Source organism: Streptomyces sp. NBC_00090 (assembly GCF_045160815.1).
GTDB lineage: Bacteria > Actinomycetota > Actinomycetes > Streptomycetales > Streptomycetaceae > Streptomyces.
In genome coordinates, this window is the sequence record NZ_CP108224.1 from 4,259,228 (window position 1) to 4,284,539 (window position 25,312).

26 protein-coding genes are annotated in these 25,312 nt (G+C 70.4%); 7 read left to right on the top strand and 19 right to left on the bottom strand.

Translation table 11 applies throughout. The features are described 5' to 3' along the window. Positions 1-91 precede the first annotated feature (91 nt). The 8 genes from fbaA to OG361_RS18940 all read right to left on the bottom strand — a co-directional run bounded on the left by fbaA (position 92) and on the right by OG361_RS18940 (position 6,932). Positions 92-1,114: a class II fructose-bisphosphate aldolase gene (fbaA, locus tag OG361_RS18905; RefSeq protein WP_384560449.1), complete on the bottom strand. Its 1,023-nt coding sequence runs from the start codon at positions 1,112-1,114 to the stop codon at positions 92-94. A 221-nt stretch (positions 1,115-1,335) separates the two neighbouring features. Continuing rightward, entirely contained in the window at positions 1,336-1,875 is a 540-nt protein-coding gene (pyrE, locus tag OG361_RS18910; protein WP_384560451.1) for an orotate phosphoribosyltransferase, read from the bottom strand. A gap of 35 nt (positions 1,876-1,910) precedes the next feature. After that, on the bottom strand, positions 1,911-2,696 hold the full coding sequence (locus OG361_RS18915; protein ID WP_405862330.1) for an aldose 1-epimerase: 786 nt from the start codon (positions 2,694-2,696) through the stop codon (positions 1,911-1,913). Positions 2,697-2,730: 34 nt separating this feature from the next. Then, a complete protein-coding gene (locus OG361_RS18920; protein ID WP_405855068.1) occupies positions 2,731-3,759 on the bottom strand; it encodes an SRPBCC family protein in 1,029 nt (342 codons plus the stop codon). Between the two features lie 72 nt (positions 3,760-3,831). Continuing rightward, positions 3,832-5,589 (bottom strand): polyamine aminopropyltransferase, encoded by a 1,758-nt coding sequence (locus tag OG361_RS18925; protein WP_405862332.1) that lies wholly within the window; start codon positions 5,587-5,589, stop codon positions 3,832-3,834. 96 nt (positions 5,590-5,685) lie between these two features. Further along, on the bottom strand, positions 5,686-6,204 hold the full coding sequence (locus OG361_RS18930) for a DUF2617 family protein (protein WP_405855070.1): 519 nt from the start codon (positions 6,202-6,204) through the stop codon (positions 5,686-5,688). A 280-nt stretch (positions 6,205-6,484) separates the two neighbouring features. Next, positions 6,485-6,700, bottom strand: coding sequence for a hypothetical protein (locus OG361_RS18935; protein WP_405855072.1), 216 nt, complete (start codon positions 6,698-6,700; stop codon positions 6,485-6,487). A 52-nt stretch (positions 6,701-6,752) separates the two neighbouring features. Beyond that, positions 6,753-6,932 carry a hypothetical protein gene (locus tag OG361_RS18940; protein WP_405855074.1) on the bottom strand — a complete coding sequence of 60 codons (180 nt, stop codon included), beginning with the start codon at positions 6,930-6,932 and terminating at the stop codon, positions 6,753-6,755. Between the two features lie 181 nt (positions 6,933-7,113). On the opposite strand from OG361_RS18940, the gene OG361_RS18945 reads away from it, so the two are divergent. After that, complete coding sequence (locus OG361_RS18945; protein WP_405855076.1) at positions 7,114-8,292, top strand: pyridoxal phosphate-dependent aminotransferase; 1,179 nt, start codon at positions 7,114-7,116, stop codon at positions 8,290-8,292. A 105-nt stretch (positions 8,293-8,397) separates the two neighbouring features. Here the strand turns inward: OG361_RS18945 and OG361_RS18950 are convergent, their stop codons facing one another. The 4 genes from OG361_RS18950 to clpB all read right to left on the bottom strand — a co-directional run bounded on the left by OG361_RS18950 (position 8,398) and on the right by clpB (position 12,925). Continuing rightward, a complete protein-coding gene (locus tag OG361_RS18950) occupies positions 8,398-9,069 on the bottom strand; it encodes a nucleotidyl transferase AbiEii/AbiGii toxin family protein (RefSeq protein WP_405855077.1) in 672 nt (223 codons plus the stop codon). After that, on the bottom strand, positions 9,066-9,422 hold the full coding sequence (locus tag OG361_RS18955; protein WP_405855079.1) for a hypothetical protein: 357 nt from the start codon (positions 9,420-9,422) through the stop codon (positions 9,066-9,068). Before OG361_RS18955 ends, OG361_RS18950 begins: the two co-directional genes overlap by 4 nt. Positions 9,423-9,692: 270 nt before the next feature. Beyond that, the gene (locus OG361_RS18960; protein WP_384560461.1) at positions 9,693-10,226 is read right to left on the bottom strand and encodes a YbjN domain-containing protein; all 534 of its coding nucleotides are present in this window, start codon (positions 10,224-10,226) and stop codon (positions 9,693-9,695) included. Between the two features lie 107 nt (positions 10,227-10,333). Further along, entirely contained in the window at positions 10,334-12,925 is a 2,592-nt protein-coding gene (gene clpB, locus OG361_RS18965; RefSeq protein ID WP_405855081.1) for an ATP-dependent chaperone ClpB, read from the bottom strand. 130 nt (positions 12,926-13,055) lie between these two features. Between clpB and OG361_RS18970 the strand changes: the two genes are divergently transcribed. Continuing rightward, a complete protein-coding gene (locus tag OG361_RS18970) occupies positions 13,056-13,460 on the top strand; it encodes a pyridoxamine 5'-phosphate oxidase family protein (RefSeq protein WP_405855083.1) in 405 nt (134 codons plus the stop codon). Between the two features lie 190 nt (positions 13,461-13,650). Here OG361_RS18970 and OG361_RS18975 read toward each other — a convergent pair whose 3' ends face one another. Then, positions 13,651-13,968, bottom strand: coding sequence for a (2Fe-2S)-binding protein (locus OG361_RS18975; RefSeq protein WP_384560468.1), 318 nt, complete (start codon positions 13,966-13,968; stop codon positions 13,651-13,653). Between the two features lie 8 nt (positions 13,969-13,976). Then, positions 13,977-14,189 carry a hypothetical protein gene (locus OG361_RS18980; RefSeq protein ID WP_405855085.1) on the bottom strand — a complete coding sequence of 71 codons (213 nt, stop codon included), beginning with the start codon at positions 14,187-14,189 and terminating at the stop codon, positions 13,977-13,979. 133 nt (positions 14,190-14,322) lie between these two features. On the opposite strand from OG361_RS18980, the gene OG361_RS18985 reads away from it, so the two are divergent. Further along, complete coding sequence (locus OG361_RS18985) at positions 14,323-15,303, top strand: helix-turn-helix transcriptional regulator (protein WP_405855087.1); 981 nt, start codon at positions 14,323-14,325, stop codon at positions 15,301-15,303. A 5-nt stretch (positions 15,304-15,308) separates the two neighbouring features. Beyond that, complete coding sequence (locus tag OG361_RS18990; RefSeq protein ID WP_405855089.1) at positions 15,309-15,782, top strand: hypothetical protein; 474 nt, start codon at positions 15,309-15,311, stop codon at positions 15,780-15,782. Positions 15,783-15,880: 98 nt separating this feature from the next. On the opposite strand, the gene OG361_RS18995 is transcribed toward OG361_RS18990, so the two are convergent. The 4 genes from OG361_RS18995 to dnaK are packed head-to-tail and all read right to left on the bottom strand — an operon-like array spanning position 15,881 to position 20,034. Continuing rightward, positions 15,881-16,324, bottom strand: coding sequence for a heat shock protein transcriptional repressor HspR (locus tag OG361_RS18995; RefSeq protein ID WP_015034631.1), 444 nt, complete (start codon positions 16,322-16,324; stop codon positions 15,881-15,883). A 3-nt stretch (positions 16,325-16,327) separates the two neighbouring features. Next, positions 16,328-17,509 (bottom strand): molecular chaperone DnaJ, encoded by a 1,182-nt coding sequence (dnaJ, locus tag OG361_RS19000; RefSeq protein ID WP_405855091.1) that lies wholly within the window; start codon positions 17,507-17,509, stop codon positions 16,328-16,330. Positions 17,510-17,539: 30 nt separating this feature from the next. Beyond that, positions 17,540-18,196 (bottom strand): nucleotide exchange factor GrpE, encoded by a 657-nt coding sequence (grpE, locus tag OG361_RS19005; protein WP_405855093.1) that lies wholly within the window; start codon positions 18,194-18,196, stop codon positions 17,540-17,542. Further along, a complete protein-coding gene (dnaK, locus tag OG361_RS19010; protein WP_405855095.1) occupies positions 18,193-20,034 on the bottom strand; it encodes a molecular chaperone DnaK in 1,842 nt (613 codons plus the stop codon). The genes grpE and dnaK overlap by 4 nt, the downstream gene beginning before the upstream one ends. Before the next feature lie 265 nt (positions 20,035-20,299). On the opposite strand from dnaK, the gene OG361_RS19015 reads away from it, so the two are divergent. Together OG361_RS19015 and OG361_RS19020 are read left to right on the top strand one after the other, a co-directional pair. Continuing rightward, positions 20,300-20,788 (top strand): sugar transferase, encoded by a 489-nt coding sequence (locus OG361_RS19015; RefSeq protein WP_405855097.1) that lies wholly within the window; start codon positions 20,300-20,302, stop codon positions 20,786-20,788. A gap of 131 nt (positions 20,789-20,919) precedes the next feature. Then, a complete protein-coding gene (locus tag OG361_RS19020; protein WP_405855099.1) occupies positions 20,920-23,181 on the top strand; it encodes a (Fe-S)-binding protein in 2,262 nt (753 codons plus the stop codon). Positions 23,182-23,247: 66 nt separating this feature from the next. Here the strand turns inward: OG361_RS19020 and OG361_RS19025 are convergent, their stop codons facing one another. After that, positions 23,248-24,090, bottom strand: a complete 843-nt coding sequence (locus OG361_RS19025) for a hypothetical protein (RefSeq protein ID WP_405855101.1) — start codon at positions 24,088-24,090, stop codon at positions 23,248-23,250. A gap of 214 nt (positions 24,091-24,304) precedes the next feature. Between OG361_RS19025 and OG361_RS19030 the strand changes: the two genes are divergently transcribed. Beyond that, on the top strand, positions 24,305-25,237 hold the full coding sequence (locus OG361_RS19030; RefSeq protein WP_405855103.1) for a Yip1 family protein: 933 nt from the start codon (positions 24,305-24,307) through the stop codon (positions 25,235-25,237). The last annotated feature ends 75 nt before the right edge of the window (positions 25,238-25,312 follow it).

Genomic DNA, 25,312 nt, shown 5'->3' on the forward strand with positions numbered 1-25,312 from the left:
TCCAGACATGACGAGGGCCCGGCGCCCCACGCCAGGGTGGAGGTGCCGGGCCCGTCGTTCCATGCTTGCTACAGCCGCTTACTTCGGCTGCTTACTTCAGCTTCGTGCCGGTCGAGCGCAGCGCCGCGCACGCCTCGGTCACGCGGACGGCCATGCCGGCCTCGGCCAGCTTGCCCCAGGTGCGCGGGTCGTAGGTGGACTTCTTGCCGACCTCGCCGTCGACCTTCAGGACACCGTCGTAGTTGCGGAACATGTGGTCCACGACCGGACGGGTGAAGGCGTACTGGGTGTCGGTGTCGAGGTTCATCTTCACGACGCCGTTCTCCAGCGCGGTGGCGATCTCCTCGGCCGTCGAGCCCGAGCCGCCGTGGAAGACGAAGTCGAACGGGTCGGCCTTGCCGAACTTCGCGGCGACGCCCGCCTGGAGGTCCTTGAGGAGCTCGGGGCGGAGCACGACGTTGCCCGGCTTGTAGACGCCGTGCACGTTGCCGAAGGACGCGGCCAGCAGGTAGCGGCCCTTCTCACCCAGGCCGAGGGCCTCGGCGGTGCGGATGGCGTCGTCGACGGTGGTGTACAGCTCGTCGTTGATCTCGTGGGTGACGCCGTCCTCCTCGCCACCGGTCGGGGTGATCTCGACCTCAAGGATGATCTTGGCGGCGGCGGCCTTCGCGAGCAGCTCCTGGCCGATGGCCAGGTTGTCGGCGAGGGTCTCGGCGGAGCCGTCCCACATGTGCGACTGGAACAGCGGGTTCACGCCACGGGCGACACGCTCGGCGGAGATGTCGAGCAGCGGACGGACGTAGCTGTCCAGCTTGTCCTTCGGGCAGTGGTCGGTGTGCAGGGCGACCGTGATGTCGTACTTCGCGGCGACGATGTGCGCGAACTCGGCCAGGGCAACGGCGCCCGTGACCATGTCCTTGTTGTACTGACCGCCCAGGAACTCGGCTCCGCCGGTCGAGATCTGGATGATGCCGTCGCTCTCGGCCTCCGCGAAGCCGCGCAGCGCAGCGTGCAGGGTCTGGGTCGAGGTCACATTGATGGCCGGGTAGGCGAACTTGCCTGCCTTCGCCCGGTCGAGCATCTCGGTGTAGACCTCGGGGGTTGCGATGGGCATTCGTCCGCTCCTTGTGATGTGCGGGGTGTGTGCGTTGCTGTCCCTGACCTGGGGGCGACGTCATCGTCGCCCCCATCCTTTCAGACTCTCGTCCGGGCTCCCACGGGCACGGCACACCAAGGGGCGGGGTGTTTCACGTGAAACACCCCGCCCCTTGGCAAAAACGCAGGTCAGGACCGCTATCGCCGGAGCCCGGGACCTAAGTCACGACTTCGCGGCGGTTACGCCAGGTCGAGATCGGCCAGCTGGTAGCCGGTGAGGTACGTCAGACCCGCTCCGGAGATGGCGTCGGCGGCACCCCGGTCCACGATCGTGGCCACGGCGACGACCTCGCCGCCCGCCTCGCGGACGGCCTCGACGGCGGTCAGCGGCGAGCCGCCGGTGGTCGAGGTGTCCTCGACCACGAGGCAGCGGCGGCCCTTCACGTCCGTCCCCTCGATGCGGCGCTGCATGCCGTGCGCCTTCTGCGCCTTCCGTACGACGAAGGCGTCGAGGCGCTGTCCGCGCGCGGCGGAGGCGTGCAGCATCGAGGTCGCGACCGGGTCGGCGCCCAGCGTCAGGCCGCCCACGCAGTCGAAGTCCAGGTCGGCGGTGAGGTCGAGCATGACCTGACCCACCATCGGCGCGGCCTCGCCGTCCAGCGTGATCCGGCGCAGGTCGATGTAGTAGTCGGCTTCCAGACCCGAGGAGAGGGTCACCTTGCCGTGCACCACGGCCTTGTCCTTGATCTGCTGGAGCAGCTCAGCGCGTACGTCAGTCATGCCCCTGAGCTTAAGGGGCGTCCGCCGACGGTCGCCTACAGCCGCCGCCAGCGCCAGACGCTCCCGACCTCCAGGGGGTCGATCGGGGTGACGAGGCGCGGGTGGGTGTTGAGGCCGTTCGGCGGGCCGGACTGCGGCTCGACGCAGACCGCGTCCTCCGGCTCGTCGTAGATCACGACCCACTCGGCGCGGCTGGTGACCTTCAGCTCCAGCTCCTCCGGCCAGGTGAGGGTGATGTCGACGCCGTCGGGCATGCCGAAGCAGTCGTCCCAGGGGCCGGGGAGGGGGGCGATCCGACGGCCGGTGGGGAGGTGGTTCTCGCCGCGCTCCTCCTGCCAGGCGGGGGTGAAGTCGAGCCGTACGTCCTCGCCGCCCTTGCCGAGGTTGCGCAGGAACCAGGGGTGCCAACCGGCCTGGGCCGGGAAGGAGTCGTCGTAGGTCTCGACCCCGAAGGTGAGGGTCAGGGAGTCCTCGGCCAGCTCGAACACCTGGGTGACCCTGCCCTTGTACGGCCAGGGGTCCCCGAGCTCGCAGGTGAAGACCGCTTCCGTCCCGGAGGTGCGGACGGTCTTCCAGGCGAGGTCCCGGACGGTGCCGTGGATGGCGTGCGGGGGTGCGTTGACCGGCAGCTCATGTGCGGTCGCCCCGTTGCGGAAGCGGCCGTTCTCGGTCCGCCCGCACCAGGGCACCATCGGGAAGCTTCCGTACCGCTCGCCCTGGCGCAGCACTTCGGTGCCGCCGATACTCAGGCCCTCGATGCGGCAGCCGTGTTCGGGGTTGATGGTCAACTCGGCGTCGCCCGCCGTCAGTCGCGTCTGCATGCTCACGCCCCGACCCTAAACGTGCCGGGCCGATTCAGCGGCGTCGGCGCAGAGCCCGGCCGACGACGACGGCGGAAGCGATCGCGAGCGCGGCGGCGGGAACGATCCAGCGCAGGGTGGCGCCCGCGCTGCCGGCCTCGGGGGCGGGCACCGGGGCGTACCGGCCGCGCGGCGGGGCGTGGTCGACCTCCTCGGCGCTCCGACCGATCATGGTCCGCCGGGCGTGGGCGGCCTCGGCGGCGGGCTGCGGGGCGGGGAAGTCGATCGGGGTGGAGCCGAAGCCCTCGTCGAGGCGGGGGTCCAGGGAGGGGGGCGGGACGGGCGCGTCGAAGACGGACCCGGGCTCCTCGACCCCGTCGTCCACCCCGTCGTGATCGGAGTCGCGGTCGGAGTCGGAGTCGGACTCGGAGTCGGACTCGGAGTCGGATTCGGGGTCCCTGTCGGCAGCCGCGCTGTCGGCGTCGGCATCGGGCTCGCCATCGGCATCGGCGTCGGGCTCGCCATCGGCGTCGGCGTCGGCGTCGGCGTCGGCGTCGGCATCAGCTTCGGCGGCGAGTCCGGCGGCGGTACGGGCGGCGGTGCCGCCCCCGGACACCGCGTCCTTCGACTCGTCGGACTCGTCGGACTCGTCGGACTCCTCCGTGAGCGCCGCCAGGGCCTCGACGAACTTGTCGAGCAGCCGGATGCCGGCCATTGCCCGCGCCTCCTCCGTCGCCTCGGCCAGCCGGCCGACCGGGGTCAGGGCGCCCGTGAAGCTCAGGCTGGTGCCCTCGCCCACCGGGGTGAGGACGACGGTCAGGGAGAGCTCCGCGGAGCCCTTGCCCCGCGCCTCGGCACCCTGTCCCTCGTAGGTGATGGCGCCGTCCCGCTCGACCACCTTCAGGGCGCCCCGGTAGGTGATGGTGTGGCCGCCGACCCTGACCTTGAGCCGGCCCGCGAGGGGACCCGCCTCCGCGTCGGCGTCCCGCTGGAGGCCGGACACGCAGCGTGCCACCCTCGCGGGGTCCGTGAGCGTCGCGCGCAGGGCCTCGGCCGGTACCGGAACGAACACCTCGTGGTCCATGGAAACCGAGCCTACTCAGGCCGGGGCGCGGCGTCGCCTCTTCGCGCGGGGGCCCGCGCGCCCCAGCCGTCCTCAGCCGCCGTACCGCGGGTGCACCAGGGTCGAGGGCGGCAGCTCGGCGCCCCGGGTCCGCTCCGCGCGGCGGGCGGCGGCCTCCAGGGTGCCCGGGCCGAGGGAGCGCAGCCGGGGCGCGTCGGGCGCGAGGCCCAGCGCGGGCGGGCGGTCGCCCGCGACCGCGAGGAGGAAGCCCCAGTCCCCCGGCCCCCGCTCCGTACCGCCGGCGCGGTCGGCGCGGTCGGGGCCCGCGGCGAAGCCCGGGGTGCGGCCGCTCGCGCTGTAGGGGCGGGTGGCGAACCCGGCGGCGCGCAGGGTGGCGTCCACCGTCCAGTAGGTGTGGGGCCGGTCGGTGACCGATCCGGCGTGGACGGCGAACCGTCCGGAGCCGGTGAGGATCCGGGCCGCGAGCCCGTAGAACTCCTCCGAGTACAACTTGGTGCTGGGGGTGATGCCGGGGTCGGGAAGGTCGGAGATCACCACGTCGTACCGTTCCTGCACATGCTCGGTGGCGCCCCGGAGCCAGTTGAAGGCGTCCGCGTGGACCACCCGGACGCGCCGGTCCCGGAACGCCTGCGCGTTGAGCGTGGCGAGGGCGGGATCGGTACGGGCGAGGCGGACGACCCCGGGGTCGAGCTCGACGACGGTGACGGCGGTGACCCCGGAGTAGCGCAGCACCTCCCGGGCGGCCAGCCCGTCCCCGCCGCCGACGATCAGGACGCGAGAGTGCGGGCCCTTCATCGCGGGGTGGACGAGCGCCTCGTGGTACCGGTGCTCGTCCTGGCCGGCCACCCGGAGCCGGCCGTCGAGGAACAGGTCGGGCGGCCCCTCGCGGCCACCCGTCACCACCACCTCCTGGAGCTCGGTGTGGACGGCGACCCGCACCTGGTCCCCGTACACGGCCCGGCGCGCGGCCTGCTCGAAGTCGTCGACGAGCACGGTGGCCGTGGCGAGGAGCGCCAGGACCGAGACGTTCACGGCGATCAGCAGGGCGCGGGAGCGGGTGGTCAGGTCGTGGCGGAAGACCCAGAGCACGAGCCCGCCGCCCGCGACCACGTTCACCGCGCCGGTGACGAGCGCGCCGGTGAGCTGGCCGAGCCAGGGCAGCAGCAGGAAGGGGAAGGCGAGACCGCCGACGAGCGCGCCGACGTAGTCGGCGGCGAAGAGGTCGGCCACCGTCCCCGCGGCGTCGTCCTGCTCACGGCTCGGGGCCTGCCCCTGCCGCCTCGCCCGCTTCGTGGGCCCCGGCCCGGCGGCCCGCTGTATGAGGGACATGAGGAGCGGGATCTCCGCGCCGATGAGCACCCCGATGGCGAGCGAGAACGCCACGACGACGTACCGCGACTCGCCGAGCCAGGCGAAGGCCGCGTACAGCGCCATGGCCGAGCAGCCGCCGATGAGCGCGAGCCCGGCCTCGACCAGGCCGAAGCCGACGGCGGCGCGGCAGCGCAGCCGCTTGGCGAGGAGCGAGCCCACGCCCATCGCGAAGACCATCACGGAGAGCACGACGGAGGCCTGGGTGACCGAGTCGCCGATCAAGTAGGAGGCGAGGGCGACCAGTTCGAGTTCGTAGACCAGGCCGCAGGCGGCGCAGACGAAGACCACGGCGAGAACCGGGAACCGCACCGCGTCGCCCGACCGCGGCGGCCGGGCCGATCGAGGTGATCGTGGTGATCGGAGTGATCGGGATGATCGGGGTGATCGCGACGGTCGGAGTGATCGGGGGGGCCGGTCGCGCCGCCGCTCGGGCGGTTGACGCACCCTTGTGGGTGGCATGGTCACGGTCGGCTCGATCATGAACGTAACGCTACGTCACGACTTACTCGCTCCTTGTCACCCACACGAGTGCATCTGGAGCTCCGGAGGGGTGTTTCAGAGCGTTGCGGGCATACGTGCGCCGATCCGGGTCCTGGTGACGACCAACTGCCCCTCCTGCGGGTAGGCGTGCCAGGTGCGCCAGCGCACCTGCCCCTCGTGGCGCTGCGCCAGCATCGCCGTGAAGGCGTGCGGGGAGCCGGGGAAGGTCCCCGCGAGCCCGTTGGGGTGATCGGCGACGAGCGCGAGCAGCTCCTGCGCCCGGCCCGCGAAGGAGCCGTGCGAGAGCGTCTCGACGCGCGCCGCGAATTCGTACTCCCATTCGCCGACGCGCTTGGACACGCCGAGGGGGAGCGGGGTGCTGCTGCCGGGCATACAGGCGACGGTCTCCGAGCAGCTGCGCCCGTCCTCCTCCAGGAGTACCTGGTGGGAGGCGCCGAGCAGTCTCAACTGGAGTCTGGCACCGGATAGTTCGAGGTCGAGCACGGCCAGGGCGGGCAGTGGCTCGCGCCCGAGGGCCCAGGCCAGATCGGCCGCGCGCGTATCGGTGTAGGAGGTTTTCAGGGTGGTGAGCATGGGTCGGCTCCGCAAACACGGTTTGACGGGTGGGCCGGGGGCGCCCCGGAGAGGGTCCAACGGGAGTGGGGGATCGCCGGCTCGGTTCCACACACGGTCCGAGGGCTGTCTCTGTCAGGAGCGAGAGAACCACGGACGCCGAGCGACTCGCAGCGTTTTTACCCAACTTGCCGTGGTTTCCAACCCCTTCGGGGACCCCACAGTTCAATTGTTCAATCAGAATCGATCGACAAGATCCGCTGTTTTGCCAACGTCACGTGCCTCCGGAGCCGTTACCCGCTCAGCTGCCGCCGCCGCAGCCACCCCCGCAGCTGGATCCGCAGGAGCTTCCGCCCCCTCCGCAGCCCCCGCTGCCGCTGCCGCCGCCGTCCGCCCAGCTGCGGCCGTTCTTCCGCCCGCCGCGGCGACCGCCGCCGGCGCTGCCGGTGAGGATGCGGACGGCGGCGATCAGGCCGATGAGGACGACCGATCCGATGAAGATGATGACGAGTTCCATCTGTGCTACCCCCGTTCTTCTGTGCGAGGGAGATGCCCTCTGCGGCTCTCCCTCAAAGGCGACTTGAGCGATTCCAGAGCTTCAGCTGCACGAGGACGAGGAGCTGGAGCAGGAGGAAGAGGAACACGACGAGCTCGAACACGACGAGCTCGAACTCGAACAGGACGAGGACGAGGACGACGTCGAACACGAGGAGGACGAGGACGTCGACGAGGTCGACGAATCGGCCCACCAGCTGTCGGCGCCACGGCTGACACGAGCGGTGCCGCGCAGCGACAGCGCGACGACCCACACCACGATCGCGATCACGAACGCGATCCCGAGGACGAACAATGCGATGCTCATGCCAGGGCGATCCCCCCGCCGTGCCCGCGTCAAAGCGCACTTGAGCAAGTCCAGAGCTTCCCCCCAGGATGGCGGTCATGACACGACCGCTGCTCAACCGCCGCCTCGCCGAGTTCGGGACGACGATCTTCGCCGAAATGTCCGCGCTCGCCGCCAGGACCGGGTCGATCAACCTCGGCCAGGGCTTCCCCGACACCGACGGCCCCGAGGAGATCCGCGAGGCCGCGGTCCGCGCGGTGCGGGACGGCCGCGGCAACCAGTACCCGCCCGGCCCCGGCGTCCCCGAACTGCGCCAGGCCGTCGCCGACCACCAGCGGGAGTGGTACGGCCTCGGGTACGACCCCGACACGGAGGTCCTGGTCACCGCCGGCGCCACCGAGGCGATCGCGGCCGCCCTGCTCGCCCTGGTGGAGCCGGGCGACGAGGTGATCGCCCTGGAGCCGTACTACGACTCGTACGCGGCCTGCGTCGCGATGGCCGGCGGCACCCGCGTCCCCGTCACCCTCCGCCCGCACGAGGGCGGCTACGTCCTCGACCTGGACGAGCTGCGGGCCGCCGTCACCGACCGGACCCGGCTGATCCTGCTCAACACCCCGCACAACCCGACCGGCACCGTCCTCACCCGGGCCGAACTGACCGCCGTCGCCGAGCTGGCGATCGAGCGGGACCTGCTCGTCGTCACCGACGAGGTGTACGAGCACCTGGTCTTCGACGGGGCCGAGCACGTGCCGATCGCGAGCCTCCCCGGCATGCGGGAGCGGACCGTCACCATCGGTTCGAGCGGCAAGACGTTCTCACTGACCGGCTGGAAGGTCGGCTGGATCACCGCGAGCCCCGAGCTGACCTCCGCCGTCCGCTCGGCCAAGCAGTTCCTCACCTACGTCTCCTCCGGCCCCTTCCAGTACGCGATCGCCGAGGCGCTCCGCCTCCCGGCCGCCTACTTCGCATCCCTCCGCGCCGACCTCCAGGCCAAGCGGGACCTGCTGAGCGAGGGCCTCGCGCAGGCGGGCTTCGAGGTCTACCGCCCGGCCGGAACCTACTTCGTCACCACCGACATCTGCCCGCTCGGCTCCGACGACGGCTTCGCCTTCTGCCGCGCCCTCCCCGAGCGCGCGGGCGTCGTCGCCATCCCCAACGCCGTCTTCTACGACCACCGCGAGGCCGGCGCGCCCTTCGTCCGCTTCGCCTTCTGCAAGAAGACCGAGGTCCTGGAGGAGGCCGTCTCCCGCCTCAAGCGCCTCGCCTGAGGCCGGCGCCTCCTGCGGCCGTCGAGGCGATCGACCAGGTGGGTGACGGCCTTGTCCACGAGACGCACGCCGATCTGCGGGGTTCGACCGAAACCACGGGGCAGTTCAGTCTCCCCGGTCGCTCTCCGTGGCGTGCAGCCGCCGGTCAAGGTCGCTCACCCACCGCACCGCCCACTCCCGTAGGTCCGTGATGCTCTGCTCGACCAAGCCGTAGGCGGCGAACTCCTCGTCCTCGTACCAGTCCGCGCCGCCGAGACGGTCGCGGAGATCCTGGAGGTGGAACTCGTCACGGCTGTGCCGGGCGCCAAGCGATTCGAGCTCGTGGATCGTGCGGTCGCGAGACGCCGCGTGCACGTCGATCAGGTCTCGGACGGCCCCTCGGTCGGCCAGAGCCCGGACTTTGGTGCCGATGACATCGTCCAGGGCCAGGACCGGGCCGTGCTCGGTCTCGGCCGGCGTGCCCCAGAAGTTCTCCTTGAGGATGTCCACCTCGCACTCCTCCCCGACGGCGGGATCCGCGACGATCAGGCGAGCCGAGAGCGGGTCCGTACTGATCACCGTGACGTGCCAGCCTCTGCAGGCCAGGCCGCGCTCCAGGGTGGCGGCGATGTCGTCCATGGGCGCCGGGTTCTCGGTGGCCACGTCGAGGTCCTGGCTCAGTCTGTCGACCAGGCCATGAGCCTGTACCGCGTATCCCCCGGTGATCACCAACGGATAAGGGGTGCCGATGGCGAGAACGTCTGCCAGGAGGCGGCGGTGCAGGTCGCTCAGGTTCACGCCGCGGCGGACGCCGGTCGCGAGAGGGCGGGGAACGCCTCTTCCCATACCTGGCGGATGTGCCGGCTGATCAGAGTGCGCAGCACCGGCCACTGGGCGAGCAGCAGATCCTCATTGAGCAGGGCGGCGAGATCGTCGTGCTGCCCTTCTGCCAGGACGGTTCGGTACAGGCTCATCCGCAGGCGGGGGCGGTCCAGATCGTACGTACGGAGCCCGGACCACGCGACGTGGAGCGGAAGCTCGACCTGCCCGTGCGCGGGTCCGGTGAGATCCGCGAGCGCGGCAGGAAGCCTGCTCGCGTACCGCGCGCGGAGTACCTCCGCAGCGGGTGGCGAAAAGAGCGTCTGTGCCATGCGCCCGATTATCCCGCGCCGCGCCTGCCTCCGGTACCGCTGGCGCGACATCCACCGCACGCGCCCCTCCGTCTCATGCCGTCATCCCGCATCACAGCGTCGCTCCGCCCTGACTGGACGTACGGCAATCGGGTGAACGGCTGCACGCGGCCGCGAACAGCTCCGCCGACGGCGCCCCCGGACGCGCGAAAGCCCGGCCCGGGGCCGTGATCGCGGGGATCACGGCTCCGGCCGGGCTTCGGCGCGCTGGGGAGAGCGGGGGCGGGAGGCTCAGGCCTCCTCGTCGCCCGACTTCTCCTCGGGGGTCTCCAGACCGAACTGCTCCACGACCCACTTGTCGAACTCGATGGAGGCGCGGACCCAGCTGACCGTGGAGGACACGAAGTGCTCCAGGGCGACGCCGGTGCCGATCAGCATCTGGGCCTCACCGATGAGGCGGAGGGTGGCGGAGCCGTCCTCCTCCTCGTGCAGGTGCGTGTAGACCTTGGGCCACAGGGTGCGGCGGTTCCAGTCGTCGATCGCGTCGAGGACCTTGGCGCGGTCGTCGGCGGAGTGCGGGCGGTCGTAGAACGTCCGCACGGAGAAGACCTGCTGCTCGTCCTCGCCGCGGAACATGAAGTACGTGCGGAACTCCTCCCACGGCGCCGCGAGGTCACCCTCGTCGTCGACGACGTACTTCAGCTCCATCTGCTCGAGGAGCTGCTTGACGAGGTCCTGGTCGGGGACGACGGGGCCCGCCGGTCCTGCGGCCTGAGGCTGGGGCTGGCCCCCGAAATTCGGAATCGAGGACGGGTCGATGCTCACCGTGTATTTCCCTTCGTACGGATGCTCGCCATCCTCCCCCATGTCGGGCGGTTCGTGGCAAGCCCCACATCCCGCGATCCGCTGCGGGCTGACAAGAACGTTGCCGGTTACCGCGCCGCGCCGACGATCAGGCCGTCCTCGAAGCAGTCCACCCTGACCGTGTCGCCGTCCACCACCTCGCCCGCGAGGATCTCCTTCGCGAGCCGGTCGCCGATCGCCGTCTGGATCAGACGGCGCAGTGGCCGGGCGCCGTACGCCGGGTCGTTGCCCTCCTCGGCGAGCCACTCCAGGGCCTCCGGCGTGACCTCCAGGGTAAGCCGCCGGTCGGCGAGCCGCTTCGCGAGCCGGTCGATCTGGAGCCGCGCGATCCGGCCCAGCTCGGCCCGGTCCAGCGCCGAGAAGACCACGAGGTCGTCGAGCCGGTTGAGGAACTCCGGCTTGAAACTCGCCCTGACGACGTCCAGGACCTGCTGCTTCTTCACGTCCTCCGAGGTCAGCGGGTCGACCAGGTACTGGCTGCCCAGGTTCGACGTGAGGATCAGGATGGTGTTGCGGAAATCCACCGTCCGGCCCTGCCCGTCGGTCAGCCGGCCGTCGTCGAGGACCTGGAGCAGGACGTCGAAGACCTCCGGGTGCGCCTTCTCCACCTCGTCGAGCAGGACCACGCTGTACGGGCGGCGGCGGACCGCCTCCGTGAGCTGGCCGCCCTCCTCGTAGCCGACGTAGCCGGGGGGCGCGCCGACGAGCCGGGCGACGGAGTGCTTCTCGCCGTACTCCGACATGTCGATGCGGATCATGGCCCGCTCGTCGTCGAAGAGGAAGTCGGCGAGCGCCTTCGCCAGCTCGGTCTTGCCGACGCCCGTCGGGCCGAGGAAGAGGAAGGAGCCGGTGGGCCGGTCGGGGTCGGCGATCCCGGCGCGCGTGCGGCGCACGGCGTCGGAGACGGCCTGCACGGCCTCGGACTGGCCGATCAGACGCCTGCCGAGCTCGTCCTCCATCCGGAGCAGCTTCTGCGTCTCGCCCTCCAGGAGGCGGCCCGCGGGGATGCCGGTCCAGGCGCCGACGACGTCCGCGATGTCGTCGGGGCCGACCTCCTCCTTGACCATGGTGTCCTTCGACGACTCCTGCTGGGCCTCGGCCTCGGAGGCCTCCGCCAGCTCCCGCTCCAGGGCCGGGATCTCCCCGTACAGCAGCTTGGAGGCGGTGTCGAAGTCGCCGTCGCGCTGGGCGCGCTCGGCCCGTCCCCGGGCCTCGTCCAGGCGCTCCTTGAGCTCGCCGACCCGGTTGAGGGACTGCTTCTCCTTCTCCCAGCGGGCGGTGAGGCCGCGCAGCTCCTCCTCGCGGTCGGCGAGGTCGCGCCGCAGCTTCTCCAGGCGCTGCTTGCTCGCCGCGTCCGTCTCGTTCTTCAGCGCCAGCTCCTCCATGCGGAGCCGGTCGACCGAGCGCTGGAGCTCGTCGATCTCGACGGGCGAGGAGTCGATCTCCATACGGAGCCGGGAGGCGGCCTCGTCGACGAGGTCGATGGCCTTGTCGGGGAGGAAGCGCGAGGTGATGTACCGGTCGGAGAGCGTGGCGGCGGCCACCAGCGCGGAGTCGTTGATCTGCACCTTGTGGTGCGCCTCGTACCGGCCCTTGAGGCCGCGGAGGATGGCGATGGTGTCCTCGACCGTCGGCTCGGCGACCAGGACCTGCTGGAAGCGGCGCTCCAGGGCGGGGTCCTTCTCGATCCGCTCGCGGTACTCGTCGAGGGTGGTCGCGCCGACCATGCGGAGCTCGCCGCGGGCCAGCATGGGCTTGAGCATGTTGCCCGCGTCCATGGCGGAGTCGCCGCCGGCGCCCGCGCCGACGACCGTGTGCAGCTCGTCGATGAAGGTGATGATCTGGCCGTCGCTGGCCTTGATCTCGGAGAGGACGGTCTTCAGCCGCTCCTCGAACTCGCCGCGGTACTTGGCCCCGGCGACCATCGCGCCGAGGTCGAGCGAGACGAGCCGCTTGTTCTTCAGCGACTCGGGTACGTCGCCCTTCACGATCCGCTGGGCGAGGCCCTCGACGACGGCGGTCTTGCCGACGCCGGGCTCACCGATGAGGACCGGGTTGTTCTTGGTGCGGCGGGACAGCACCTGCACCACGCGCCGGATCTCGTGGTCCCGGCCGATGACCGGGTCCAGCTTGCCCTCGCGCGCGGCGGCCGTGAAGTCCGTGCCGAACTTCTCCAGCGCCTTGTACTGCCCTTCCGGGTCGGGTGTGGTCACCCGGCGTCCTCCCCTGCTCTTCTCGAAGGCGTCGAGCAGCTTCGATGCGCTCGCGCCCTGCCGGTCGAGGATCTCACCGGCCTGGCCGCCCTTGGCGGCGAGTCCGATGAGCAGGTGCTCGGTGGAGAGGAAGTCGTCGCCGAGCTCCTTGGCGCGCTTGTCGGCGTCGGCGATGACCGCCAGGAACTCGCGGTTGGGCTGCGGGGGCGCGACCGTGGACCCCGTGATGCTCGGCTGGGCGGCGATCAGCCGCTCCGCGCCGGAGCGCACGACCGCCTGGTCGGCCTCGACGGCGGCGAGCAGGTCGGTGATGTTCTCGTTGTCCTGACCCGCGAGCAGGGCCAGCAGCAGGTGCGCGGGGATCAGATCCGGGTTCCCCTCGGACACGGCGCGGCTCGTGGCCGCGTTGATCGCGTCCCGGCTCCGATTGGTCAGTTCGACGTCCACGTGCGGTGTTCCTCCTCGTTGCTACGACTGGGTGTCTTCTATGACTTCTATGACCCTTCCAACGTACACAAAGTTGAGTCCATTCCGCTCAAGGTATCGACGAGAGCCTTCCCCCGGGTAGTTTCCGGGCATGGCCACAGACCCGAGGAACCCTTCCGACTCGTATCTCAGCTTCTGGCGCGAGTACCACATGTGCACCCTGACGACCCCGCGTCCGGACGGCACCCCGCACGTGGTGGCGGTAGGCGTCACGTACGACCCCGAGGGCGGGTACGCACGGGTGATCACCAACAAGCACAGCCGCAAGGTCGCCAACGTCCTGGCGGCGGGCGCGGACGGCGCGAGGGTGGCGGTCTGCCAGGTGGACAAGGGGCGCTGGGCCACCCTGGAGGGCGTCGCCCGCATCCGCACGGAGGCCGAGGTCGTCGCCGACGCCGTCGACCGCTACGCGGGCCGCTACGGCCGCACGCCGGCCCCGAACCCGGACCGGGTCGTCATCGAGATCGCCCTCACCCGGGCGATGGGCCGCGCCTGAGAAGCGCCTGGGGAGCGCCCGGGAAGCGTCTGAAAAGCGCCCGGGAAGCACCTGAGGAGCCCGAAGGAGCCCCGAAGGAGCCCGCGCGAGTGCGCGGGCGCAGCACAGCGGCGCCATCGCGTTTCAGGTCCGCGATGGCGCCGCTGTGTGGGGGAAGTACCTGAGCGATCTACAACGACGGGGGAATCGCTCAGGCACTGCGGGGGGTGGCGGTGATGGTCTCGGGTTCGATCAGCTGGTGGTCCCGCTGGTCGAGGTTGACGAAGATCATGCCGTACCGGATGGCACAGCGGATGGGCTGCGGCGCGCCGCGGGGACGGCGGAGACAGCGGTAAGCGCGGACGTCCTCGTCCTGCTCACGTGCCACGACGATCGGTTCTCCGAAGAGGGTTACCTTCAGCGAGTCGCCAAGGTGGGGGATGGCCGTGGCGAGATCGACGAAGTGCCAGCCGGAGCGATAGGCCGAGGCCATCTCCCGGCGGAACCTGGGGTCATCGGGTACGTTCATGCGCCCGTCTAGCTCCAGCCGGGATCCTGCGCGGGGGCCACGCTCCAGCCCGGGTCGCCGAGCAGCGCGGGGGCCGTGTGCCAGCCCGGGTCGTTCAGAGCGGCCTGCGCCGCTGCCGGCGCCGTGTGCCAGCCGGGGTCCTGGGTCACTCCCACGGCCCCCACTGTGGCGGCCGCGATGAAGGCGACTCCGGCCACCGCGCGTATGAGCTTCTTCATCATCACCGAGCAACCTCACTTGAAGGCAACGTCTCTTTACCAACCCCCGCGAGTAAGACGATGGCTTACTCTCTGCACCTGCACCACCAAACCCAGGCATCATGTTCCTGAGATGCAGGAGCCTGGGGGTGTACATATGCGGAAAGAAGCGGACGAAACAGGTCACCCTCATTCCCATGCCGAACTCTGCAAAGCCGGCTCCGAGCTGTATGCGGCCGCCCTGCGGAGCGGGCGAATACCCCGGTCAGAGACGGTCGAGGCTCCTTGCCTCCTCGATCTCTCACTGCTCCACCCCGACCCGGACGACGCCCAGTGGCTCCGTCCGGTTCCCCCCTCGGCGGCCCTCGCGCAGCTCCTCCAGCCGATCGAACGGGAAATACTCGACCGCCGCCGGCGCACCGTCGCCCTCTCGGACGCCTTCGAGCCGTTCATGGCGATCAGCGCCCACGACTCCCCCACCACGCACGCCATCACCGTGCTGGAGGGCATCGAACGCATCAACTCGACCCTCGACCGGGTCGTCGCCAACTGCCGCCACGAGCTGCTCACCGTCCAGCCCGGCGGCGGACGCCCCGCGCAGGCCCTCACCGAGGCCCTCGACCGCGTCTCGCCGCTCCTCGGCCGCGGCATCAGCATGCGCACGCTCTACCAGCACACGGCCCGCCACACCGAGCTCACGCTGACCTACCTGGAGCACGTCGGCCCCGAGGTGCAGGTCCGCACGCTCGAGGAGATCATCGACCGGCTGATCATCGTCGACCGCGAGGTCGCCTTCATCCCGGCCCGCAGCGACCGCCAGGTCGCCCTGGAACTGCGCCACCCCGGCCTGGTCGCCTACCTCGGCAACGTCTTCGACCAGTTCTGGCAGCTCGCGGTGCCGATACGGGAGGAGATCCCGTACGACATCAAGACCGACGGCATCGGCGGCGTCCAGCGCTCCATCGCCAGGCTCCTCGTCGAGGGCCTCGTCGACGAGGCCATCGCCCGCCGCCTCGGCATGAACGTGCGGACCTGCCGCGCCCACATCGCCAAGCTCGCCTCCGCCCTCGGCAGCGGCAGCCGGGCCCAGCTCGGCTATCTCATCGCCCAGTCCGGAATCCTCGAACGGGACAACTGACCTCCGTGTACGTACAGATCGACCTCGACGGACCCGCGGGGACCCTCCGGGTCTCCGGCCACGGACTGCCCACCGTGGAGCTCGTACGGGCCCCGGGGACCCGCCCCGACACCCACACCCCCATCGGGACCCGGAAGGCCGCCCTGCTGGCGCTCACCGTCGACGGGGAGCCGGCCCGCCTCAAGCCCGCGCGCGGGCGGCTGCTGCGCTCCTCGTACCGCGTCGACGCCCGGGTCGACGGGGTCCGCTACCGGCTCGTGCCCTGCTCGTACGTGGAGAGCCGGCTCACCCGGAACGGGCGCCGGCTCGGCACCCTGGAGTCCTCCGGGGACGGCCGCGTGGACACCGAGTGGGACCCGGCGGCCGAGCCCACCCCCCGCGACCACGCCGTCGGCACCGCCCTCGCCGCCGCGTTCGGCACCGGCGCCGCGCCCTGGTGGGAGACCGTCGGCGACATCGTGGCCGAGCTGATCCCGTAGGGCCTGTCCGGCGGATCAGGGATAGGCCCTAAGCCTGTCGGGTACGTACGAGGCCCCCTCCACGACCGTGGAGGGGGCCTCATACGTGCTGTGCGGAGCTATTCGCCGCGCTTGGGGCGCCAGACCACCAGCGCGCTCGCCTGCTGCACGTCCTGGTACGGCACCAGGTCGCGCCGGTACGAGGCGTGCACCTGGGCCTCGCGCTGGCGCATCGCCGCCGCCGCGCCGTCGACCGCGGCCGACAGCTCGGCGATCCGGCTCTGCAGCGCCGCGACCTGGTTCTCCAGCTCGATGATGCGCTTGATGCCGGCGAGGTTGATGCCCTCGTCCTGCGACAGCTGCTGCACCTGACGGAGCAGCTCGATGTCACGGGCCGAGTAGCGCCGCCCGCGGCCCGCCGTGCGGTCCGGGGAGACCAGGCCGAGACGGTCGTACTGCCGCAGGGTCTGCGGGTGCAGACCGGAGAGCTGGGCCGCCACCGAGATGACGTACACCGGCGACTCGTCGGTCAGTTCGTACGGATTGCGTCGGCGCCCGTCCACGGGTCACGCTCCCTTCGCGGCCTGGAACAGCTCCGCCCGGGGATCCTCGGAGGCGGTCGCCTCGCGGAAGGTCTCCAGGGCCTCACGTGCCTTGTCGTCCAGCTCCTTGGGCACCGCGACCTCGACGGTGACGAGGAGGTCGCCGCGGGTGCCGTCCTTGCGGACCGCCCCCTTGCCGCGGGCGCGCATGGTCCGGCCGTTCGGAGTGCCCGCGGGCAGTTTGAGCGTGACCGCGGGGCCGCCGAGGGTCGGCACCTTGATCTCGCCGCCGAGCGCCGCCTCCGTGAAGGAGACCGGCACGGTGACGGTGAGGTTGTCGTCCTTGCGGCCGAAGACCGCGTGGTCGTCGACGTGCACGACGACGTACAGGTCGCCGTGGTGCCCGCCGCGCTCGCCCGGCGCGCCCTTGCCGCGGAGCCGGATCCGCTGCCCGTCGGAGACGCCCGCCGGGATGCGGACCTGCATGGTGCGGGAGGACTTGGCCCGCCCGCTGCCCTTGCAGACCTCGCAGGGGTTCTCGGCGATGAGGCCGCGGCCCTTGCAGTCCACGCACGGGTCGGTGAGCGAGAAGCCGCCGCCGCTGCCGCGCGAGACCTGTCCGGTGCCGACGCAGGTCGGGCACACCCGGGGCGTGCCGTTCTTGTCGCCGGTGCCCGAACACGCCGTGCACGGCTGCTGGCTGGACATCCGCAGCGGTACGGTCGCGCCCTCGACGGCCTCGATGAAGCTGAGCGTCACCTCGGACTCGATGTCCTGGCCGCGGCGCGGCTGGGTACGCGCACCCGGGCCCGCCCCGCGGTTGAACAGGCCGCCGAAGACGTCCCCGATGCCTCCGCCGCCGCCGAAGCCGCCGGCTCCGCCGGGGCCGCCCTGGGCGCCTCCGAAGAGGTCGCCCAGGTCGAAGTTGAACGAGCCGCCGCCCGGGCCGCCGGCCCGGAAGCCGCCGTTCCCGAAGAGGGCGCGCGCCTCGTCGTACTCCTTGCGCTTCTTGGGGTCACCGAGGATGTCGTTGGCCTCGGAGATCTCCTTGAAGCGCGCCTCGGCCTTGCTGTCGCCCTTGTTGGCGTCCGGGTGGTTCTCGCGGGCGAGCTTCCGGTACGCCTTCTTGATCTCGGCCTCGGTGGCGTCCTTGGGGACGCCGAGAACCTTGTAGTAGTCCTTCTCGACGAAGTCCTTCGTGCTCATCGACGTCCCTCCTTCCGGACGATCGTTGCGTCACCCCTCGTCGGGGGCAACGCTCTCCTCGTCGGCCTTCTCTTCCTTGGTGCCGGGCGTGGCGCCCGGCTGGGGCTCGGCCACCGCGACCCGGGCGGGCCTGATGGTCCGCTCCCCGATCCGGTACCCCGGCTGCAGGATCGCCACGCAGGTCGTCTCGGTGACGTCCGGCGCGTACGAGTGCATCAGGGCCTCGTGGATCGTCGGGTCGAAGGGCTCGCCCTCCTTGCCGAACTGCTGCAGACCCATCTTGGCGACGACGGTCTCCAGCGATTCGGCCACCGACTTGAACCCGCCCAGGAGCTCGCCGTGGTCCCGGGCCCGGCCGACGTCGTCGAGCACGGGCAGGAGCTCGGACAGGAGGGTCGCGACGGCGATCTCCTTGACCGTGACCCGGTCCCGCTCCACGCGGCGGCGGTAGTTCTGGTATTCGGCCTGGAGCCGCTGGAGGTCCGCGGTGCGCTCGTCGAGCGCGGAGCGCACCTGGTCCAGCTGGGCCGTGAGGCCCGCGGTACCGGCCGACTTCTGGTCGCTCGCGTCCCCGGCCGGGGCCGCCTTCTCCTCCTTGGAGGAGTCGGCGGCCTCGGCGGCGTCGTCAGGCGTGGCGCCGGAGGGGACGTCGGACTTCTCCTCGAAGCCCGGGGTCTCCTCGGTCACGCCTGACCACCCTTCTTGGGCTCGTCGTCGATGATCTCGGCGTCGACGACGTCGTCGTCGGCCTGCGCCTGGCCGGCACCGGCGTCGCCCGCGGCCTGCGCGCCCTGCGCGTCCGCGTAGAGGGCCTGGCCGAGCTTCTGGGAGACGGCCGCGACCTTCTCGGTGGCGGTGCGGATCTCGGCGGTGTCCTCGCCCTTGAGCTTCTCCTTCAGCTCGACGAGCGCGACCTCGACCTCGGCCTTGACGTCACCGGGGACCTTGTCCTCGTTGTCCTTGAGGAACTTCTCCGTCTGGTAGACGAGCTGCTCGCCCTGGTTGCGGGACTCGGCGGCCTCGCGGCGACGGTGGTCCTCGTCCGCGTACTGCTCGGCCTCCTGGCGCATCCGGTCGACCTCGTCCTTCGGCAGCGAGGAGCCGCCGGTGACGGTCATCTTCTGCTCCTTGCCCGTGCCCAGGTCCTTCGCGGTCACGTGCATGATGCCGTTGGCGTCGATGTCGAAGGCGACCTCGATCTGCGGGACGCCACGCGGGGCCGGCGGCAGACCGGTCAGCTCGAACATGCCGAGCTTCTTGTTGTACGCCGCGATCTCGCGCTCGCCCTGGTAGACCTGGATCTGCACGGACGGCTGGTTGTCCTCGGCCGTCGTGAAGATCTCGGACCGCTTGGTCGGGATCGTGGTGTTGCGCTCGATGAGCTTGGTCATGATGCCGCCCTTGGTCTCGATACCGAGGGACAGCGGGGTCACGTCGAGGAGCAGGACGTCCTTGACCTCACCCTTGAGGACACCGGCCTGGAGCGCGGCGCCGATGGCGACGACCTCGTCCGGGTTGACGCCCTTGTTGGCGTCCTGACCGCCGGTCAGCTCCTTGACGAGCTCGGCGACGGCCGGCATACGGGTCGAACCACCGACGAGAACGACGTGGTCGATCTCGGAGAGGTTGATGCCCGCGTCCTTGATGACGTTGTGGAACGGCACCTTGCAGCGGTCGAGCAGGTCCGAGGTCAGCTGCTGGAACTGAGCGCGCGTGAGCTTCTCGTCCAGGTGCAGCGGGCCCTCGGCGGAGGCCGTGATGTACGGCAGGTTGATCGAGGTCTCCGTGGAGGAGGACAGCTCGATCTTCGCCTTCTCGGCGGCCTCGCGCAGGCGCTGGAGCGCCATCTTGTCCTTCGCCAGGTCCACGCCGTGGCCGTTCTGGAACTGCGTCACCAGGTAGTCGACGACGCGCTGGTCCCAGTCGTCACCACCGAGGTGGTTGTCACCGTTGGTGGCCTTCACCTCGACGACGCCGTCGCCGATCTCCAGGAGGGACACGTCGAAGGTGCCGCCACCGAGGTCGAAGACGAGGATCGTCTGGTCGTCCTTGTCGAGGCCGTAGGCCAGGGCGGCCGCGGTCGGCTCGTTGACGATGCGCAGGACGTTGAGGCCCGCGATCTCACCGGCCTCCTTGGTGGCCTGACGCTCGGAGTCGTTGAAGTACGCCGGGACGGTGATGACCGCGTCGACGACCTTCTCGCCCAGGTACGCCTCGGCGTCACGCTTGAGCTTCTGCAGGATGAAGGCGCTCATCTGCTGCGGGTTGAAGTTCTTGCCGTCGATCTCGATCTTCCAGTCGGTGCCCATGTGGCGCTTGACCGACCGGATGGTCCTGTCGACGTTGGTGACGGCCTGACGCTTGGCCACCTCGCCGACGAGCACCTCGCCGTTCTTCGCGAAGGCGACGACGGACGGCGTGGTCCTGGCGCCCTCGGCGTTGGTGATGACGGTGGGCTCGCCGCCTTCCAGAACGCTGACGACGGAGTTAGTCGTGCCCAGGTCGATGCCGACCGCACGTGCCATTTCAATTCCTCCAGCTGACTGACTTGAGTGGATCTGACTCAAGGATGCACGACACCCCTCCACGAGTCAACAGACCTGAGCGGGGTCGACTCAACTCTTCACTCGGTCGCCCGCTCAAAGAAGGGCCGAAGGGGGTCGGAGCGCGTCATTCCCGCTCCGAGCGGGGTGGCCCGTGAGAGAGTCCGGATGCTCCTTGCCGGGCAAAGCAGGCATATCCCACGAATATCCCATGATTCTTGTCGGCTCACTCGGAAGGGTGTGGGGAATGACGGCCAAGCGCACGTTCGACGTCCTGGGCGGGCTGGCCCTGCTGCTCGCGCTCTCCCCGCTCCTCGCCGCCGTCGCCCTCTCGGTCGCGCTCGGCGGCGCGACCCCCGGTCACGGCGTGCTGCGCCGCCGGACGGTGGCGGGCCTGGACGGCCGCACCTTCACGATGCTGACCTTCCGCACGAAGAGCCCGCTGGCCGCGCTGCCGCTGCTGCTGCACGTCGTGGGGGGCCAGATGTCGCTGGTCGGACCGTGCCCCCTGGCCCCGTCCCACCGCGAGTGCGCGGGCGAGGGGCGCCGCCGGCTCTCCGTACGCCCCGGGCTCACCGGGCCCTGGCAGATCAGCGGGCGCTCGGAGCTGCCGTGGGAGGAGCGGGAGCTGCTCGACCTCCACTATGTGGACCACCACTGGCTGGGGATGGATCTGACGATCCTGGCGCGTACGCTTCCAGCTGTCCGCAGGCGTCGCGCGGCAAGGTTTGCCTGAGCGACACAGATCACCGTGAGTGCCGCTACAGCGCGGGGCCGTGACCCGGTAATCTCAGCACGGACTCAATAAGTTACCGCTTAGTAGGCCCGCGAGTAGTAGGCCCGCGAGGCCCGCCCGAGGAGCCCTTCATGCAACTCGCCGCGATCGTCGTGTCGATCGTCATCACGGTGGTGGCCGTCGCGCTGTTCGGCCGTGCCACCGTGCAGATCTACCGCTTCGTGCGGCTCGGTCAGCCCGTACCCGCGGGCACCCGCACCGGCGACCCCACACAGCGCACCATCACGCTGGTCAAGGAGTTCCTCGGCCACACCCGGATGAACCGCTGGGGCATCGTCGGCGTGGCGCACTGGTTCGTCGCGGTGGGCTTCTTCTCGCTGCTCCTCACGATCGTCAACGCCTTCGGCCAGCTGTTCCAGGCCGACTGGCTGATCCCGATCATCGGCGACTGGCTGCCGTACGAGGTCTTCACCGAGTTCCTCGGCCTGATGACGGTCCTCGGCATCGTGACCCTCATCGTGATCCGCCAGCTGAGCAAGCCGACCAGGGCGGGCCGCAAGTCCCGCTTCACGGGCTCCAAGACGGGCCAGGCGTACTTCGTCGAGGCCGTCATCCTGATCGTCGGCGTCTGCATCATGACGCTGCGCGCCCTCGAAGGCGTCCAGCACCACGTGACCAGCTGGGAGCCGGGCTTCTTCGCCTCGTACCCGCTGATCGCGCTGCTCGACGGCCTGAGCCTGAGCACGATCCAGTACCTCACCTACTTCTTCGCGGCGCTCAAGATCGTCACGTCCTTCACCTGGATGATCACGGTCTCGCTCAACACGAACATGGGTGTCGCCTGGCACCGCTTCCTCGGCTTCCCGAACATCTGGTTCAAGCGGAACTCCGACGGCTCCACGGCCCTCGGCGCGCTCCAGCCGATGACGACCGCCGGCAAGGAGATCGACTGGGAGGACCCGGCCGAGGACGCCGTCTTCGGCGTCTCCCAGGTCGAGCAGTTCTCCTGGAAGGGCATCCTCGACTTCTCCACCTGCACCGAGTGCGGCCGCTGCCAGTCGCAGTGCCCCGCCTGGAACACCGGCAAGCCGCTCTCCCCGAAGCTCCTCATCATGTCGCTGCGCGACCACGCGCACGCCAAGGCCCCGTACCTGCTCGCCGGCGGCGGCAAGGACATGGAGGGCAACGAGAAGGCCACGGCGGAGCAGCTCAAGGACGTTCCCGCGTCCGCGATCGCCGAGGCCGAGCGCCCCCTGATCGGCACCGCCGAGGAGAACGGCGTCATCGACCCGGACGTCCTGTGGTCCTGCACCACCTGCGGCGCCTGCGTCGAGCAGTGCCCGGTCGACATCGAGCACATCGACCACATCGTCGACATGCGCCGCTACCAGGTGATGATCGAGTCCGCGTTCCCGTCCGAGGCGGGCACGATGCTCAAGAACCTGGAGAAGAAGGGCAACCCCTGGGGTCTCGCCAAGAAGCAGCGCGTCGAGTGGACCAAGGAGGTCGACTTCGAGGTCCCGATCGTCGGGAAGGACGTCGAGGACCTCTCGGAGTTCGACTACCTGTACTGGGTCGGCTGCGCGGGCGCCCTGGAGGACCGGGCCAAGAAGACCACCAAGGCCTTCGCCGAGCTGCTGAACATCGCGGGCGTCAAGTTCGCGATCATGGGCGGCGACGAGAAGTGCACCGGTGACTCCCCCCGCCGCCTGGGCAACGAGCCGCTGTTCCAGCAGCTCGCCCAGGAGAACGTCGCGATGCTGAACATGGCGTTCGGCGAGGATGACGAGGACGAGTCGACGAAGAAGCCGAAGTCGGCGAAGAAGATCGTCTCGACCTGCCCGCACTGCTTCAACACCATCGCCAACGAGTACCCGCAGCTCGGCGGCGAGTACGAGGTCATCCACCACACCCAGCTGCTCCAGCACCTCATCGACGAGGGCAAGCTGGTCCCGGTGACCCCGGTCGAGGGCCTCATCACCTACCACGACCCGTGCTACCTGGGCCGTCACAACAAGGTCTACACGCCGCCGCGCGAGATCATGTCCGCCGTCCCCGGCCTGCGCCAGCAGGAGATGCACCGCCACAAGGAGCGCGGCTTCTGCTGCGGCGCCGGTGGTGCCCGGATGTGGATGGAGGAGCGGATCGGCAAGCGCATCAACAACGAGCGCGTCGACGAGGCCCTCTCCCTCAACCCGGACATCGTCTCCACCGCCTGCCCGTTCTGCCTCGTCATGCTGACCGACTCGGTCAACGGCAAGAAGAACGAGGGCAAGGCCAAGGAGTCCGTCACGGTCGTGGACGTGGCCCAGCTGCTCCTCGAATCGGTGAAGACCCCGGCGGAGCCGGAGCCGGAGCCCGCGCCGGAACCGGAGCCGGAGCCCGCGCAGTAGTCACAGGGGTACGTACACGAGGACGGCCGTCCCGCGGAAACGCGGGGCGGCCGTCCTCGTTCCGTCTCACACGGTCTTCTGCGCGGTGTACTTCTCGATCAGCTTGCCCTGGAAGTCGTAGACCCAGCTGTTCGCGCCCTGCTTCGGGGTGTCGATCGCGGCGAGCTTGTAGTGGTGCTTGCCGGCGTCGACGAGCTTGTAGGTCCAGCCGTGGTGGGCGGCGGTGGGGTGCTTCAGGTCGAGGGTGCCGACGGCGGGCCCGTCGGGCCGGTCGATCTCGACGCGGGGCCAGGTGTTCTGGCCCTTGCTCTTGAAGAACCTGGCGGTGTTGCCGTCGGGGAGGGTGACCTTGGCGTACGCCTGCTGCACGGACTTCTGGTGCGGGGTGGGCTTGGGCGCGGGCTTCGGGATCGGCTTGGGGGTCGGCTTCGGGGTCAGCTTGGGGGTCGGGTCCGGGGTGGGCTTGGGGGTCGGGTCCGGGGTGGGCTTGGGGGTCGGGTCCGGGGTGGGCTTGGGGGTCGGGTCCGGGTTCGGGGCGGTCTCCAGCCAGGAGGTCACGGTGCCGTCCGGCTGGAGGGTGACGTGGAGGCCGTTGTTCTGCCCGTAGGCCGGCTGCCCGGTGGTGGTGAGGGTGTCGATCAGGGACCCGCCCGCGTAGATCTCGGCGGAGAAGCGGCCCGGGCCGTCCTGGTAGACCTTGGCGAGCGAGCCGTCGGCGAGGTCGACGTTCCGCCACAGGACCGACTGGTCGCCCGCGGGCTCGTCGCTCGCGGTCCGGTCGCTCGCTGTCGGGGCCGGGTCCTGGGCCGGACCGTCGGCGGCGAAGGCCCCGGCGGCCGGCAGGAGGAGGGCGGCGACGGCCCCGGTGGCGACGGCGGCGGTACGGGCGGAACGACGGGTGACACGCATCGGAAGAGCTCCTTGCTCGGGTCGCTGACATCTCCGAAGCTACGAGGCCGAGATTGAGGTGATACGTCGGATTTGTAACAGCGGCCGCGCGTCTGACCGCCGACCGTGTCACGGCCCCGGCGGCCCCCTAGGGGTCCCTTAGGGGATGTCACAGCTCAGTGGCAAGGACCGGCCGGACGAGCGCCTCCACAGCCCGAGCGGGTACGTTCAAGGCGTGGCTGGATTCAGGAACGGACGCGGCCGGGACAACAACCGCCCCCCGCAGCAGCAGCAACCGCAGCAGGCGCCCTACGGGTACAACGCGGCCCCGCCGCCGTACCCGCAGCAGCAGTGGCCCCCGCAGAGCGGTCAGTACGGCGGTCAGGGCCAGTACGGCGGACAGCAGGGCCCGCAGCAGGGCGGCGGCCAGTACGGCCGCCCGCAGGGGCAGCCGCAGCAGCCGTACGGAGAGCCGGAGTACTTCGGGGACCCCTACGGCCAGCAGCAGCCGCAGTCCCAGCAGTCGCACCCGGGCACGGCGAACAACCCGGGCCACACGCAGATGTTCAGCGTCGACGACCCGTACGGCGACGCCGGGGGCTACCAGGCCGCCCCCGTCCCCACGGGCCCCCGCCTTCCCTGGAAGGGCCTCCTGAGCGGCATCGTGCTGCGCCCGGCGGACACCTTCCTCCGGATGCGGGACCACGCCGTCTGGGGCCCGGCGCTGATCGTCACCTTCCTCTACGGCCTGCTCGCGATCTTCGGCTTCGACACTGCCCGCGACGAGGCGATCAACGCGACCCTGTCGACGGCGATCCCGTACGTCCTGATGACGGGCCTCGGCTTCGTCGTCGGTGGACTGATCCTCGGCTCGGTCACGCACACGCTCGCGCGCCAGCTCGGCGGCAACGGCTCCTGGCAGCCGACCGTGGGCCTGTCGATGCTGATCATGTCGATCACGGACGCGCCCCGGCTGGTCTTCGCGCTCTTCCTGGGCGGCGAGAACGGCCTCGTCCAGGTCGTCGGCTGGGTGACCTGGCTGGCGCTCGGAGCCCTCCTCACCCTGATGGTGAGCCGCTCGCACGACCTGCCGTGGCCGAAGGCGCTGGGCGCGTCGGCGATCCAGCTGGTCGCGCTGCTGAGCCTCATCAAGCTGGGCACGCTGTGACCCCGTAGCCCCCGCACGCACGGGCAAGGGCCCCTCACCGCACGGCGGTGGGGGGCCCTTCCGCCTGCTCAGCGG